Consider the following 14,691-nt stretch of genomic DNA (forward strand, 5'->3'; position numbering starts at 1 on the left):
CCGTTGTTCCCCCCCGACGCTGTTGTGTGGGGCCCGACCCAGACCTGAACGGCCCGAGAACCGAATGGAGAGTGCACCGATGGGTGAACGTCGACCGGTGACCGATCGGCTTCCGACCTTCCCGTGGGACCGGCTGACGCCGTACAAGAGAACGGCCGCCGCCCACCCGGACGGGATCGTCGACCTCTCGGTCGGCACTCCTGTGGACCCGGTGCCCGCGAACCTGCGCGCCGCGCTCGCCGACGCCTCCGACTCACCCGGGTACCCGTTGACCTGGGGCACCCCCGAACTCCGCGCCTCCATCCAGGGCTGGTTGGAGCGCCGCCACGACGTCCGGGTCGCGGACGGCGCGGTCCTGCCCACGGTCGGCTCCAAGGAACTGGTGGCCTGGCTGCCCACCCTGCTCGGCCTGGGCCCCGGTGACACTGTCGTCCACCCCGAGCTGGCGTACCCGACCTACGACGCGGGCGCGCGCGTCGCCGGGGCCACCGCCGTCGCCTCGGACAGCCTCACCGCGCTGGGTCCGGCCGACGTCAAGCTGCTGTGGGTCAACTCGCCCGCCAACCCCACCGGCCGCGTCCTCGGCGCCGACCACCTGCGCAAGGTGGTCGAGTGGGCCCGAGAGCGGGGCACGATCGTCGCCTCCGACGAGTGCTACCTGGACCTGGGTTGGGACACCGAGCCCGTCTCGATCCTGCACCCGGACGTGTGCGGTGGATCGCACGAGAACCTGCTCGCGGTCCACTCGCTGTCCAAGCGCTCCAACCTCGCGGGGTACCGGGGCGCCTTCGTCGCGGGCGACCCCGACCTGGTGGCCGAACTCCTCGCGGTGCGCAAGCACGCGGGCATGATCGTGCCCGCCCCCGTGCAGGCGGCCATGAAGGCGGCCCTGGACGACGACGCGCACGCCGCCGAGCAGAAGGAGCGCTACCGGGCCCGTCGCACGCGGCTCCGCGCGGCGTTCGAGGGCGCGGGGTGGAGCGTCGAACACTCCGACGCGGGGCTGTACCTGTGGGCCAGCCACCCCGACCACGACGCGTGGGGCGCGGTCGCGGCGCTGGCCGAGCGGGGCGTCCTGGTGGCCCCAGGCGCCTTCTACGGCCCGACCGGCGAGCGCCACGTCCGCGTGGCCTTCACCGCCACCGACGAACGTGTCGAGGCCGCCGCCAAGCGTCTGGCCGAGTGACCCCCGGCGGTGGGGGCCGGTGCCGGAACGGCCGGCCCCCACCGCCGCGATCGGAACGCCCCCGGGCGGACCCCGTCCGTCGGAGGCGGCCCTACCGCAGGACGACCCGGCCGCCCGTGGCCTCGCTCGCGTCCTCGATCTCGGTCCAGTTCTGCGCGCCGTCCATGCCCTCCGAGGCGCGCCACCGCTGGTCCTCGTACGACACCGACGTGATCCCGTACTCCTCGGCGTGCACGACCGCCCAGTGGGCCATCGCCCAGCCGAGGTCGCCGGTGCGCGGCTCCCGGTCCTCCGACACGGGGAGCTCCGCCGGGTCGGTGCCGAACACCCGGGCCATCTCCTCCTCGGCCCCCGCGACGTCCGCGTCCCCGGCCCGCAGCGACTCCAGGGTCGCCTCGTCGAACCAGCAGGTCACCGCCGCTCCACCCGGCCCGGTGAAGGCGTCGGCCATCCCGGAGGACAGCTCCTCGTGCTGGTCGTAGGCGAACCCGTGCGCGCTGCGCTGCACCCGCTGGGCGGCCTCGTAGACGGGCAGGTCCTCCCACCCGCCGACCTCCACCAGTTCGTCGTAGAACGACCGGCTGGAGGTCACCGGGTCCAGGATCTCCTCGGGATCGCCCCACTCCTGTGACGGCCGCTGCTGGAACAGGCCCAGGGAGTCCCGGTCCCCGTACTCCACGTTGTAGAACGTGGACTCCTGCCACACCGTCGCGTACGCCACCGTGACCGCCTCCTCGGGGAGGTCGCGGCTGAAGGCGACGCCGCCCACGGTCGCCGCGTTCGCCGCCTGGGTGATCTCCATGTCGTAGCGGCCCTCGGGGAGTGCCAGACGGCAGCCGGGGTCGGGACGTTCGCGCGTGTCCAGCGGCTCGAACGTGGTCAGCACGTAGTAGCCCCCGGCCACGAACAGTCCGCAGACGAAGGTGAGGATGAGGAGGATCTTGGCGAACGCGGAGAACGTCCTGCGTTTACTGGGCACGGGCGCACCAAGGGTCGGCGACGGGTGGAGCCCACCGGTCGCGGACCCGAGGGGAGGGCCGAGGCGGTGCGCTGGGCGCTGTGCCGGGTTCCTGACGGAGGCGGTTTCCCGGACGAGCCCCGGCGAAAGTGTAGTCGGCGCCGCGATCAGTCAACGGGAACCCTCGCTGAGCGTGTGTCCGGACCCGTGACCGGGCCACCCGATCCGTTCCGAAGCCGCCGCACGTCCCGGCTCCGGGCGGACTCCGGGCGGTCTCCGGGCGGTCACCGGCACGAGTGGCCAAAGGCTCATCCGGAGCGGGCGGGGCGCAGACGACCCACCCCGGACGAGCGGCTAACGTGGGTTCACATGACCAGCTCGTACACCAGTCCGCTGCCCGACCAGATCGACGAACTCTGGGAGCGGCGCTCCGAACTGACCCCCGACCACTCCGAGGCGCGCGCCGTCATCACCGGCGCCATCGACCAGATCGACGAGGGCAAGGCCCGCGTGGCCTTCGTCGACCCCGCCACGGACGACGTGGTGGTCGACGAGCGCGCCAAGCGCTCCATCCTCCTCGGCTTCAAGGTCCTGGACATGAAGGAGTCCCACGTGGGCGACTTCTACCACCACGACCGCATGCCCCTGAAGACCCGCTTCGACGGCGTCCGCGTCGTCGCCGGCGCCATCGCCCGCTGGGGTTCCTTCCTGGCCCCGGGCGTCGTGCTCATGCCGTCCTTCACCAACATCGGCGCCTACGTCGGCTCCGGCACCATGGTCGACACCTGGGCCACGGTCGGCTCCTGCGCGCAGATCGGTGAGAACGTCCACCTCTCCGGCGGCGTGGGTGTCGGCGGCGTCCTGGAGCCCCCGCAGGCCTCCCCGGTGATCATCGAGGACGACGCCTTCCTCGGCTCGCGCAGCATGGTCGTCGAGGGCGCCCGCGTGCGCAAGGGCGCCAAGCTCGGCGCGGGCACCATCCTCACCTCCTCCACGCGCGTCTTCGACGCCGAGACGGGTGAGGAACTGGCCCGGGGCGAGGCCCCGGCCTGGTCGGTGTGCGTCACCTCCAGCCGCACCAAGAGCTTCCCCGGCGGCGACTTCGGCATGCCGGTCCTGCTGGTGCTCAAGCGCCTCGAGGAGGGGCAGGAGCACGACAAGCTCGCCCTGAACGACCTCCTGCGCGAGCACGGCGTCAACGCCTAGACCGCGCACCGCGCGCGCACGTCCGGGGCGTCCTCCCACCCGGGGAGGGCGCCCCGCCGTTGTTCTAGGGTGGCCGTGCGCGTGACCCATCCACTGACCTCACCGAAACGGGGCGACACCATGCTGGACCTGACCTCGGACGTGGCGGACCTGACCGCCGCCCTCGTGGACATCCGTTCCGAGAGCGGGGACGAGAGGGCCCTCGCCGACGCGGTCGAGAACGCCCTGTCCTCCCTCACCCACCTCACCGTGACCCGGGACGGCGACGCCGTCGTGGCCCGCACGGAGCTCGGCCGGGACCGCCGCGTGGTGATCGCCGGTCACCTCGACACCGTGCCGATCGTGGACAACGTCCCCTCGCACGTGGACGGCGACCGCCTGTACGGCTGCGGTACCACCGACATGAAGGCGGGCGTGGCCGTCCAGCTCAAGCTGGCCGCGCTGGTCACCGAGCCCCTCCACGACGTCACCTACGTCTTCTACGACAACGAGGAGGTGGACGCCGTCCGCAACGGCCTCCTCCGCCTCAGCCGTAACCACCCGGAGTGGCTGGCCGGTGACTTCGCGATCCTCATGGAGCCCACCGACGGGGTCATCGAGGGCGGTTGCCAGGGCACCATGCGCGTGGACGTCACGGCCTACGGCAAGCGGGCGCACAGCGCGCGTTCCTGGAAGGGAGAGAACGCCATCCACAAGGCGGGCGCGATCCTGGACGTGCTGCGCGCCTACACGCCCCGCCAGCCCGAGGTGGAGGGCCTGACCTTCCACGAGGGGCTGAACGCGGTGTTCGTCGAGGGCGGCGTGGCCGGGAACGTCATCCCGGACGAGTGCGTGGTCCGCGTCAACTACCGGTACGCCCCGGACCGCTCCCCGGCCGACGCCGAGGCCCACCTGCGCGAGGTGTTCGCGGGCTTCGAGGTGACGGTCACCGACTCCTCCGCTCCGGCCCGCCCCGGCCTGGACGACCCCTCGGCGGCGGCCTTCGTCACCGCCGTCGGTGAGGGACGGGCCCGCGCGAAGCTGGGGTGGACCGACGTCTCCCGCTTCTCGGAGCTGGGGGTGCCCGCCGTCAACTACGGCCCCGGCGACCCGATGCTCGCCCACACGCGTGACGAGTACGCCAGCATCCCGCAGATCCGCGAGGCCGAGGAGCGCATGGTGGCCTGGCTCACCGGACGGCGCTGAGCGAACCCGGACCGCGACCGCCCGCCGGGCGCTCCGGCCCTGGTGGGCGGTTCCGTGTCCGCTACCGGTCACCGGACCGACACGCGTCGTTCGGGTGTGGTCCGGCCACGGATGGATAGCTTTACGAGCATGACGGAAGAAGAGAACGTGAGGCGTGCCGGACCGCTCACCTACCGCGGTCGCGCGATCCCCGACACCACCACCGACCAACGACTCCTCGACCGGCGCGGCCCCGCCGACTGGGTACACACCGACCCCTGGCGTGTGCTCCGCATCCAGTCCGAGTTCGTGGAGGGCTTCGGGCTGCTCTCCGAGCTCCCCTCCGCCGTGAGCGTGTTCGGCTCGGCGCGGATCAGGCCCGGCTCCGAGTTCTACGAGCTCGGCGTCCAGGTCGGGGCCAGGCTCGCGGAGGCCGGGTACGCGACGATCACCGGCGGCGGCCCCGGGATGATGGAGGCGGCCAACAAGGGCGCCCAGCAGGCGGGCGGGCTCTCCGTGGGCCTGGGCATCGAGCTCCCCTTCGAGCAGTCCCTCAACTCCTACATCGACATGGGGATGACCTTCCGGTACTTCTTCGTCCGCAAGACGATGTTCGTGAAGTACTCGCAGGCCTTCGTGGTGCTGCCCGGCGGGTTCGGGACCCTCGACGAGCTCTTCGAGGCGATCACCCTCGTCCAGACCAAGAAGATCACCCGGTTCCCCGTGGTGCTGATCGGCACCGAGTTCTGGGGCGGCCTCCGCACCTGGGTGGAGGACAGCCTGCTCAAGCACGGCCTGGTCGCGGACCACGACATGGAGCTCCTGTACGTGACCGACGACCCGGAGGAGGCCGTGCGGATCGTCCAGCAGGCGCACCTGCACCTGGAGAACAGGTTCGAGCGCGACGAGGCGGGCCCCGCCAGCTAGGCGCTGCTCAGGCGAGTCCCCTGCGCACGGCGGCGGGCGGGCGCTCCCCGCGCACCGAGGCGGCCATGTCCAGGGCGTGCCGTACCCGCTCCGGGTGGTCGGTCACGAACACGCGCGCGCCGGCCCAGGCGTACACGGTCGCCAGGGCCACCTCCTCGGCCGCCGCGACCGGGACCGCGCCCACGATCCCGGGCGGGGCCGGGGGCAGGTCGGTGCGCGGTGCGTCGCCGTCCGGCCGCGTACAGCGGACCAGGACGGTGTGCCCCTCCGCGACGAGGGCGGCGACCCGGGCGGCGGTGGGCCGGTGACCGGCGTCCACCGTCCGGGGGGCGCCGTCCCTCGGACCGTCCCCGGTGGGGGACGCGGGAGCCCCCGCCCCGGCGCCGGGCGCGGTGGGGGTCAGGACTCGGAAGGGTGCGTTCGACACCCGCCGAGTCTCCCATGCCCGGCGCTCCCTGGGGAGTGCGGCGGTGTGGCACGATCGGTCCCGTGCCTTTCTTCATCTTGATCCTGGTCGCCGCCGCCGCGCTCGCCGTCCTCGTGGGCGTGGTCTTCGTCGTGCTCGGCAAGGGCGGGCAGCTCGCCCGGTTCGAGGCCGACTTCCCTCCGCTGAACCTGCCGGAGGGGCGCCCGGTGGGCTCCCGTGACCTGGCCGGACTCCTCGTCCCTCTGTCCATGTGGGGGTACCACGTGCGCGCGGTCGACGAGCTGCTGGTGCGGCTCACGTCCACCCTGCGCGAACGCGAGGAGCGGATCGAGGACCTGGAGTGGCGGCTGGCCCGGCTGGACCCGTCCTACGTGCCCCGGGGCACGGGGCCGAGCCCGGGAGCCTACCTGCCGGGCGAGGAGGAGCTCGACGGGTACGCCGACGACGTCGAGCGCGTGACCCTCGTCCCGCCGCCCGACGGGAGTCCGGCCGACACCCGTGCGGAGGACGCGCCCTTCGGGTCCGCTCCGGCGCCCGACTCGGGTGCCACCCCCGCATCGACCCCCGAAACCTCCCCCGAATTCGTGTCCGAAACCACCCCCGAAGCGGACGACGCCTCGGTCGGCGGTCGAGGCGACGACCGGTCCTGACCCCTCCTGGAGGCCCGGAGAGGCCGCGGCACGCCCGGGCCTCCTATGCCGTGCATCACATCCGTCTCGTCCTTCTTGGTCGGATGTGGTGCGTTCGGGTGTTCTATTCTCGGTCGCTGTACATGCGTACCCCTGCTCCGCCGGAGCGGGTGGACCGTCGTGAGGATGGCGAGGATGGACACAGCACCCGAACTCCGGGCGGGCTCCGAGGACGAGCCCGGGAACTCCTCCACCCCGGTGCGCCAGATGTCCCTCTGGCCGCCGCCCCGATCGACCCGACACACGGGCCGGCGCCGCCGCCAGTTCGCCAGGACGGCCGTGGCCCTGGTCGCGTTGCTCCTGGTCGGAGGTGGGGGCTTCGCGGCCTGGTCCCACCTGGACGGGGCCCGCGAGGACACCGTCACCACCATGTCCGACCCCGAGGAGTTCGTCGGGGCCTGGTCGGGCCGGATGAGCCAGGTGGACACGGACGGACGGCCCGTCGCCGAGTGGGACGCGGAGGTACGGATCGAGGAGGGCGCCGAACGCGGCAGCACCGCCTGGACCACCTTCTCCTGCTCAGGGACCCTGGAGCTGTCGGCACGCGACGGCGACCGGCTCGTGTACGCCTACACCGAGACCTCCGACCCCGAGGACCGGTGCGTCGACGAGTCCGAACTGACCCTCTGGCCCGCCTCCGAGGGCGACCGGCTCAACGCCGAGTGGTCCTCCGTCACCCGCGAGGGGACGCGGATGGTCTCCACCGGTCTGCTGGACTGAGCGGGCCGCGAGCCCGCTCAGCGACCGCCCCGCCCGGGGCGGAGAACGCACGGACGCCCGCACAGCGCGCGGGTTTCGGTCGAGACCGATATAACCTTACTGACCAACGATTCCTCGCCGGTGAGCGCTCGCGGGGGAGTTCCGGGTGTCGCCTGGCGCACACCCAGGGCCCAACCTCCGAGATAATGGTCGAAGAGTGATTCCCGACCCGCCACACGGGCGCGAGTCACACGGAACCGGCCGACGGCTCCGAAGCCGAGACGACCCTGCGGATCGGTGTCGGTGCTGTGGGTCGGCCCCGGTCACCTGCGAGGAACACCTAGAAAGGGGAATGGCATGGCGGCGATGAAGCCGAGGACCAGCGACGGGCCGATGGAGGTCACCAAGGAGGGTCGCGGCATCATCATGCGGGTCCCGCTTGAGGGCGGCGGCCGTCTGGTCGTGGAGCTCACGCCGGACGAGGCGACCGAACTCCGGGACGCGCTCCGGGGTGTCGTCGGTTAACCGGCACCAATCGTCCCCCACCTGGGCCGGAACGCCCTGATGACCCCCGAGGTTCCACACCTCCCACCTGCGTGAACCTCCCCGAAGAGTGAACGATTGTGAGCGGCCTGTGCCATTCGCCACGGAGATCCACCCCGTACCGGGGACCCTCGCCGAATCCACCGCGGACCTGCTGGTCCTCCCCGTACTCGCGGGCGAGGAAGGCCCCGAGGCGGTCGAAGGGGTCACCGACGGTGGACTGACACAGGTCCTTCCGTCGTCGCTCGCGGAGCTGTTCGCGCACTACGCACTCACCGGCGCGTCCGGTGAGCTCTCCCAGTTCCCGGTGTCCCGGGACGGGGGCCTGGTCCGCCTGGCCCTTCTCGGAGTCGGCTCGGGTAGCCCCGCCGACCTCCGGAAGGCCGGCGCCGCCCTCTCCCGGGCCGCACGGGGCAACGAGCGCGTCGCCCTGGCCTGGCCCGGCACGGACGCCGAGACCGCCACGGCCTTCGTCGAGGGCGCGCTGCTCGCCTCGTACACCTTCACCTACCGGACCACCGAACCCCCGAGGTCCCAGCGCCCCGCCCCGGTGATCGACGTGGTCGGCGACGTCGCGGCCCTCGCGGAGCCCCTGGCCCTGGGCACCACCCTGGCCACGGCGACCGCCCTCGCCCGGGACCTGATCAACACCCCCTCGTTGACCAAGGACCCGGAGTGGATGGCCGCCCGGGCGCGTGAGACCGCCGACCGGTCCGGGCTCGACGTGCGGGTGTGGGACGAGAAGGCCCTGGGCGACGAGGGCTTCGGCGCGATCCTCGGTGTCGGCCAGGGCTCCTCCCGGCCGCCCCGACTGGTCCAGCTGGGCTACACGCCGGAGAACCCCACCGCGCACGTGGTGCTGGTCGGCAAGGGCATCACCTTCGACACCGGCGGGCTCTCGCTCAAGCCCAACGACAACATGAAGCTCATGAAGACCGACATGAGCGGCGCGGCGATCGTCCTGGCCGTCCTGTCGGCGCTGGCGTCCGTGGGCGCGAGCGTGCGGGTCACCGGTCTGCTCGCCCTCGCGGAGAACGCCTTCTCCGGTGACGCCACGCGTATCGGTGACGTGCTGACCACCTACACCGGCCGGACCGTCGAGGTGCTCAACTCCGACGCCGAGGGCCGTCTGGTCCTGGCCGACGCCATGGGGTACGCCAGCACCCGCCTCGACCCGGACGTGCTGGTGGACGTCGCCACCCTGACCGGCGCCGCCAAGCTGGCGCTGGGCACCGGCATCGGCGCCCTGTACAGCACCGACGACACGGTCGCGGCGCAGATCGAGGCCGCCGGAGCGGAGTCGGGCGAGCCGCTGTGGCGGATGCCCCTCACCGAGGACTACGTCCCGACCACCGGCTCCCGGGTGGCGGACCTGGCCAACATCGGGACCCGCGGCGGTGACTTCGGCCCGGCCGGGGCGACCGACGCCGCCCTGTTCCTGCGCGAGTTCACCGGCGGCCTGCCCTGGGCCCACCTGGACATCGCCGGTCCGGGCCGGTCCATGAAGGAGAGCGGCCTGCTGTCCAAGGGCGGCACGGCCTTCGCCACCCGGACCCTGCTCCGCTGGCTCGCCGCGAGGTAGGCGCTCCGGTCGGTGCCGACCGACCACCACGGGCCCGGGCGGACACCCTCCGCCCGGGCCCGCGCGCGTCCACGGGTGCGGTGACGCGCTCTGCGAACAGGGCCCGGTCCACGGGCCGCGTCCGTGCCCAGGGAGTGTTTTTTGGATGCTTTCGCCGGTGGTGGCGGAGCCGCCGTCGATGCGAGCGGCAGCCTGGCAACGCGAGCGCGGAGTGATCCACAAAGCACGACCTAGGGGCGGATGGCGGCGAGCAGCCCCTCACCGACCGGGACCAGCAGCGGAATGAACGCCTCGTCCTCGCGCATGCGCTGCATCACCTCGCGCACCGCGGTCTCCGCCGGGTCCGGCACCCGCAGCGGACTGTCCGGTTCGGCGGGGCCCGTCAGCACGTTGTTGAACACCACCACCCCGCCCGGGCGCAGCAGCCGCAGCGCCTCCTCCAGGTAGGCGGGGTAGGAGGCCTGGTCGGCGTCGACCGACACCATGTCGTACCCGCCGTCGGTGAGCCGGGGCAGCACCTCCAACGCCGTCCCCCGGATCAGCCGGGCACGGCCGGCGCCGAACCCCGCCCGGGAGAAGGCCGAGCGCGCGTAGTCCTGGTACGCGGCGTTGACGTCCACGGTCGTCAGGATGCCCTCGGGGACCATCCCCCGCAGCAGCCAGATCCCCGAGGTCCCGCAGCCCGTGCCGATCTCCACCACGGAACGGGCCCCGATGGCGGCGGTGAGGAACCGCAGCGCGGCCCCCGTCGCCGCGTCCACGGGCGAGGCCGCGGCGCGTACCCCCGCGTCGTAGGCGTCCGCCAGAGGTCCGTCCCCCATGGCGGACTCCTCGAACCGAGCCTGCTCGGTCCGGACCCACGCGGTCCGGGCGACGCTCTCTTCTGCGCTGATGACGGCCTCCCAAGCACGGCTGAATGTCATGGCCAGGCGTTCTGACCGGGGGATCGTCACCCACCGTAGAATGGTGGTCGCGGCCAGGTATGTCCCTGGGCAAAAGACTAGCCTGAACCAGCCGGAACTCCGAGCGTGGTGGCGGGAACTTAATCGGTGCCCTCCGACGTTGAATCGGGATGAACGCACGTTGATCGCCACGAAGTGAACGCCCCCCACCTGTCCTCGCGTGGTGAACTCAGCGGGATGAAGGGAGCAGCGGTGCCAGAGACCGGCCCTGCCGTCGAGTTCGAGGCATGGGAACCCCCGAGCTGGGAAGAGGTCGTGCGCGTCCACTCGCCGCGCGTCTACCGGCTGGCCTATCGCCTCACCGGGAACAAGCACGACGCCGAGGACCTCACCCAGGAGGTCTTCATCCGTGTGTTCCGCTCCCTCGCCAACTACACCCCCGGCACCTTCGAGGGGTGGCTGCACCGCATCACCACCAACCTCTTCCTCGACATGGCCCGGCGCAAGGCCCGCATCCGCTTCGAGGGCCTGGCCGACAACGCCGACGAACGTCTGGAGGGCCGCGAGCCCTCACCGGCCCAGCGCTACGACGACCGGCACTTCGACGCCGACGTCCAGAGCGCGCTCGACGCCCTCCCCGCCGAGTTCCGAGCCCCCGTCGTGCTCTGCGACATCGAGGGCCTCTCCTACGAGGAGATCGCCGCCACCCTCGACGTCAAGCTCGGGACCGTCCGCAGCCGTATCCACCGGGGCCGCGCCCAGCTGCGCCGCGCCCTGGAACACCGCAGGTCCCTGGCTGCCGCGAACGGGGCCCAGGGGGGCACCGAGGGGCCCGACGGCGCCACTGCCAACGTGATCCACGGGGAGGCGGAATGAGCATGGACCACCTCGGGGAGCGCCTGTCGGCGCTCATCGACGGGGAACTGGGCGCCGCCGACCACGAGCGCGCCCTCATCCACCTGGCCAAGTGCGAGTCGTGCCGGTTCGAGGCCGACATGATGCGCAGACTCAAGCGCAGGCTCACCGGGCTCGGCGAACCCGAACCCGACATGGACTTCATGGGACGCCTGATGTCCCAGCCGGGCTTCGGCGGACCCGGCGGCCCGGGGGGACGTGATCGGGGTGATCGCGGCCCCTCGGACCCGCCGCCCACCGGCCCTTTCGGATCCAGCCCACCACTGGGCCACTCCCGTCCGCTGGGCGGGTTCCCCACGGGCGGGCCCCTGATCGGAGCGGGGCGGGCGGCCCACCCGAGCGAACCGGTGCACCGGGGCGGGGGTTCGGCCACCAGCCCGGACCCCGGCCAGGAGAGACCCCAGCCGCGCACCCAGCCGGAGCGGTACGTCCCGCCCCGGCCGGAACCGCGTGGCGGCGACCGGTTCTCCGGCCTGCTGCCGCACTTCTCCGGCGGACGCTACGCGGTCGCGGGGCTGGCCGTGGCGACGGCGCTCCTGGGGAGCGCGTTCGTCGCGGGCGGTGAGGGGGAGGACACCCCGGTCGTCGAACCCCACCTGGCCGACTTCGCCGTCGAGCACGCCGTGACCAGCCGCCAGATACCGGTGGTGGAACCGCTGCCCGCGGACCGCCCGCCGTTCGAGCCGCTGCCCGTCGCGGCTGAGGGGTCCCAGCCCTCGGCCACGACCGAAACGACCCGGTGAGGGCTGACAGACCCTCTCCCGGACCGAACTCCGCTCCCGCCTCCGTGGCCGCCGCGCTGCTGTGCGCCCTCGTGCTCACCGGCGCGGTCCACCCGGAGGCCACCTCGGTCCCGGCCGAGGGGGAGGACCACGGCATGACCGTCCTGGAACGCGCCTCCGAGGCCCACGGCCGGGTGGCCTACACCGCCGTTCGTGAGGTGCGCGGACCGCGGGGTCGGGACGGGGTCGACCTCAGTGTGGTCAACCGCCCCGACTCCGGCGTGGCCATGTCGCCGCTGGGGGAGGGGGACACCGAGTCGGCCTTCGTCGTGCTGAGCTCCTCCGCCCTGGAGTCCCTCGACGAACGGCTCCTGGCCGTACTGGAGGAGACCTACCAGGTGGTCGACGCGGGTCGGGAACGCCTCGACGGCCGCCCGGCGCACCTGGTGGAGGCGTTGCGCGCGGACTCCACGGTGGCCGGACGGTTCTGGGTGGATGCCGAGACCCACCTCCTGCTGGGCCACGTCGTCTACGACCGCGCGGGAGACGAGGCGTTCAGCAGCCACCTCACCGACCTCGACCTGGGTGAGGGCGCCTGGCCGGACGAGGCCCTCGGGGACTCGCCCTGGGGTGACGCCCTCGACGGCGGTGAACGGCAGGAGCTCCGGGAGGCCGGGTGGGTGCTCCCCGAGCACCTGACCTGGGACCTCCGACTGGTCGACACCCGCGCCAAACGCTACGGGCAGGAGCGGGTCGTCCACGCCGTCTACTCCGACGGGCTCTCCCAGGTCTCGGTCTTCGTCCAGCGTGGCAAGCTGGGAACCGAACATCCCTCCACACTTGGTAACGGATACACCGGAACCGGAACGGGGGGTGGTGGCGTCACACCAGGGCACGACACGATCTTCGGCGGAGACGTGGGCCAGTACCAGAGCGTGTGGCAGGCGAACGGATTCGTCTACACCGTGCTGGCCGACGCCCCCGCGGACCTGGCGTCCTCGGCGGTGGCCGCGTTGCCAGGCCCCGAGGACTCCGGCTTCTGGGCCAGGGTGCTGAGAGGTCTGTCCCGGCTGGGCCTGCTGTAGGCCCGGCCGACCGGCGCGGCGCGTGCCGGGACCGAAAGCCGAGCGACATACGGAGCAGGTCTTGAGCCAGGACAACGACCGTTCGGAACCCGCCGAGGGGTGGGCCCCGCCCCCGCCGAACGGTGGCGCACCCCAGCCGGGCGCGCCGGACGCGCCCGCCCCCGGGCAGGTGCCCGCCGACCCCTCGCGCGGGTCCGCCGGTCCATGGGGCGCCCCACCGCCCCCGCAGGGAGGTCAGCCTCCCCGCCCCGACCACCCCTCGCACCGGTCCGGCGCACAGGCGTCCAGCCCCCAGCAGTCTCAGGGGTCGCAGCACTCCCCGGGATCGCAGGCGTACCACGAGTCTCAGGGGCATCCCGGTGCGCAGGCGCCTACCCCCCACCAGACCCCGCAGCCGCAGGGCCAGCACCCACCCGCCTCACACCAGGGCCAGCTGACCGGGCAGCTACCGAGCCACGGTCACTTCGCCGCGCCCCCCGGACCCCCCACGAGGTACGGCCAGCCCGCCCCCGACCCCACGGCGGGGCGACGTAGACGAGGGGTTCCGGCCTGGGCCGCGCTGAGCGGGATGCTGGTCGTCGCCCTCATCGCGGGCGGCGCGGGCGGTCTCGCGGGAGGTCTGCTCGGCTCCGGTCAGCAGGCGGCCCCCGACTCCCAGCAGGGCCCGAAGATCAACGAACCCCCGCCCGAGGCGCCCGAGCGCGCCGCCGACACCATCGCGGGCGTGGCGCAGCGGGTCAGCCCCAGCGTGGTCTCCCTGCGCAGCGCGGGCGGACGCGTCGGGGCGTCCGGCTCCGGCTTCGTCATCGCCGACGACTACGTCGTCACCAACGACCACGTCTCCGCCCCGTTGGAGGAGGACGGGATCGTCATCGAGTACAGCGATGGCAGGTTCAGCCCGGCCACCGTCGTGGGCTCGGACCCCAGCTCGGACCTGGCCGTCCTCCAGCTGGAGGAGCCCAACGAGGTCGAGCCGCTGGAGTTCGGCGACTCCGACGAGGCCGTCGTGGGCGACGAGGTCATCGCGATCGGCGCCCCGCTGGGCCTGGACGGGACGGTCACCCAGGGCATCATCAGCGCCAAGGACCGGCCGGTCAGCTCCGACGAGGGCGAGAGCCAGTTCTTCGCCCTCCAGACGGACGCCGCGATCAACCCGGGCAACTCGGGCGGCCCGCTCGTGGACATCCAGGGCCGGGTCATCGGCGTCAACTCGATGATCATCACCATGGGCGGCGGGTTCATGGGAGAGGCGCAGGGCGGCAGCATCGGACTGGGCTTCGCCATCCCCTCCACGGAGGCGGAGGAGGTCGTCACCCGGATGATCGACCACGGTGAGACCACCTACGCCGACCTCGGGGTCACCTTCGACCAGGAGAGTTCGGTCATCGGCGCGGTGATCGCCGACGACTCCGGGGCCGTCGAGAGCGGGGGCGCCGCCGACGAGGCGGGGCTGGAGCCGGGCGACGTGATCGTCACCTTCGACGGACGCCGGGTCAACTCCCACGGCGAGCTCCAGGCCATGGTGCGCGACCGGACCCCCGGCGAGGAGGTCGAGCTGGAGTACGAGCGCGACGGCGAACGGGAGTCCGTCACCGTCACCCTCGGCTCCGGGGACTGACCGGCGCCGCCCGGCCCCGGGAGAGACGACGGCCCCCGGATCCGCAGGGATCCGGGGGCCGTGCGCGT

At 72.7% G+C, this 14,691-nt stretch carries 15 protein-coding genes; 12 read left to right on the forward strand and 3 right to left on the reverse strand.

The window, feature by feature from the left end; all coding sequences use genetic code 11:
- The first annotated feature begins 79 nt into the window (after positions 1-79).
- Complete coding sequence (gene dapC / locus ACRWK8_RS20305) at positions 80-1,186, forward strand: succinyldiaminopimelate transaminase (RefSeq protein ID WP_431872201.1); 1,107 nt, start codon at positions 80-82, stop codon at positions 1,184-1,186.
- Between the two features lie 91 nt (positions 1,187-1,277).
- On the opposite strand, the gene ACRWK8_RS20310 is transcribed toward dapC, so the two are convergent.
- The gene (locus ACRWK8_RS20310) at positions 1,278-2,165 is read right to left on the reverse strand and encodes a hypothetical protein (protein WP_378742343.1); all 888 of its coding nucleotides are present in this window, start codon (positions 2,163-2,165) and stop codon (positions 1,278-1,280) included.
- A gap of 348 nt (positions 2,166-2,513) precedes the next feature.
- Between ACRWK8_RS20310 and ACRWK8_RS20315 the strand changes: the two genes are divergently transcribed.
- From ACRWK8_RS20315 to ACRWK8_RS20325, 3 genes are all read left to right on the forward strand, one after another.
- Positions 2,514-3,350, forward strand: a complete 837-nt coding sequence (locus ACRWK8_RS20315; protein ID WP_378742345.1) for a 2,3,4,5-tetrahydropyridine-2,6-dicarboxylate N-succinyltransferase — start codon at positions 2,514-2,516, stop codon at positions 3,348-3,350.
- 120 nt (positions 3,351-3,470) lie between these two features.
- On the forward strand, positions 3,471-4,535 hold the full coding sequence (gene dapE / locus ACRWK8_RS20320) for a succinyl-diaminopimelate desuccinylase (protein ID WP_378742471.1): 1,065 nt from the start codon (positions 3,471-3,473) through the stop codon (positions 4,533-4,535).
- 129 nt (positions 4,536-4,664) lie between these two features.
- Positions 4,665-5,441, forward strand: a complete 777-nt coding sequence (locus ACRWK8_RS20325; protein ID WP_378742348.1) for an LOG family protein — start codon at positions 4,665-4,667, stop codon at positions 5,439-5,441.
- Positions 5,442-5,448: 7 nt separating this feature from the next.
- Here the strand turns inward: ACRWK8_RS20325 and ACRWK8_RS20330 are convergent, their stop codons facing one another.
- Positions 5,449-5,868, reverse strand: a complete 420-nt coding sequence (locus ACRWK8_RS20330; protein ID WP_431872204.1) for a hypothetical protein — start codon at positions 5,866-5,868, stop codon at positions 5,449-5,451.
- Positions 5,869-5,930: 62 nt separating this feature from the next.
- Between ACRWK8_RS20330 and ACRWK8_RS20335 the strand changes: the two genes are divergently transcribed.
- The 4 genes from ACRWK8_RS20335 to ACRWK8_RS20350 all read left to right on the forward strand — a co-directional run bounded on the left by ACRWK8_RS20335 (position 5,931) and on the right by ACRWK8_RS20350 (position 9,381).
- A complete protein-coding gene (locus tag ACRWK8_RS20335) occupies positions 5,931-6,518 on the forward strand; it encodes a hypothetical protein (protein ID WP_431872206.1) in 588 nt (195 codons plus the stop codon).
- 174 nt (positions 6,519-6,692) lie between these two features.
- Positions 6,693-7,277 carry a hypothetical protein gene (locus tag ACRWK8_RS20340; RefSeq protein WP_378742354.1) on the forward strand — a complete coding sequence of 195 codons (585 nt, stop codon included), beginning with the start codon at positions 6,693-6,695 and terminating at the stop codon, positions 7,275-7,277.
- Positions 7,278-7,613: 336 nt separating this feature from the next.
- Positions 7,614-7,781 carry a DUF3117 domain-containing protein gene (locus ACRWK8_RS20345; RefSeq protein ID WP_017542172.1) on the forward strand — a complete coding sequence of 56 codons (168 nt, stop codon included), beginning with the start codon at positions 7,614-7,616 and terminating at the stop codon, positions 7,779-7,781.
- Between the two features lie 109 nt (positions 7,782-7,890).
- A complete protein-coding gene (locus tag ACRWK8_RS20350) occupies positions 7,891-9,381 on the forward strand; it encodes a leucyl aminopeptidase (protein WP_378742356.1) in 1,491 nt (496 codons plus the stop codon).
- A gap of 230 nt (positions 9,382-9,611) precedes the next feature.
- Here the strand turns inward: ACRWK8_RS20350 and ACRWK8_RS20355 are convergent, their stop codons facing one another.
- Entirely contained in the window at positions 9,612-10,202 is a 591-nt protein-coding gene (locus ACRWK8_RS20355) for an O-methyltransferase (RefSeq protein WP_378742473.1), read from the reverse strand.
- Positions 10,203-10,520: 318 nt separating this feature from the next.
- Between ACRWK8_RS20355 and sigE the strand changes: the two genes are divergently transcribed.
- The 4 genes from sigE to ACRWK8_RS20375 all read left to right on the forward strand — a co-directional run bounded on the left by sigE (position 10,521) and on the right by ACRWK8_RS20375 (position 14,623).
- A complete protein-coding gene (sigE, locus tag ACRWK8_RS20360) occupies positions 10,521-11,159 on the forward strand; it encodes an RNA polymerase sigma factor SigE (RefSeq protein ID WP_378742358.1) in 639 nt (212 codons plus the stop codon).
- A 2-nt stretch (positions 11,160-11,161) separates the two neighbouring features.
- Positions 11,162-11,941 carry an anti-sigma factor family protein gene (locus ACRWK8_RS20365; protein ID WP_431872255.1) on the forward strand — a complete coding sequence of 260 codons (780 nt, stop codon included), beginning with the start codon at positions 11,162-11,164 and terminating at the stop codon, positions 11,939-11,941.
- On the forward strand, positions 11,938-13,005 hold the full coding sequence (locus ACRWK8_RS20370) for a sigma-E factor regulatory protein RseB domain-containing protein (protein ID WP_431872210.1): 1,068 nt from the start codon (positions 11,938-11,940) through the stop codon (positions 13,003-13,005). The genes ACRWK8_RS20365 and ACRWK8_RS20370 overlap by 4 nt, the downstream gene beginning before the upstream one ends.
- 568 nt (positions 13,006-13,573) lie before the next feature.
- Positions 13,574-14,623, forward strand: a complete 1,050-nt coding sequence (locus ACRWK8_RS20375) for a S1C family serine protease (RefSeq protein WP_378742364.1) — start codon at positions 13,574-13,576, stop codon at positions 14,621-14,623.
- Positions 14,624-14,691: the final 68 nt, after the last annotated feature.

The organism is Nocardiopsis eucommiae (assembly GCF_965344335.1).
GTDB lineage: Bacteria > Actinomycetota > Actinomycetes > Streptosporangiales > Streptosporangiaceae > Nocardiopsis > Nocardiopsis eucommiae.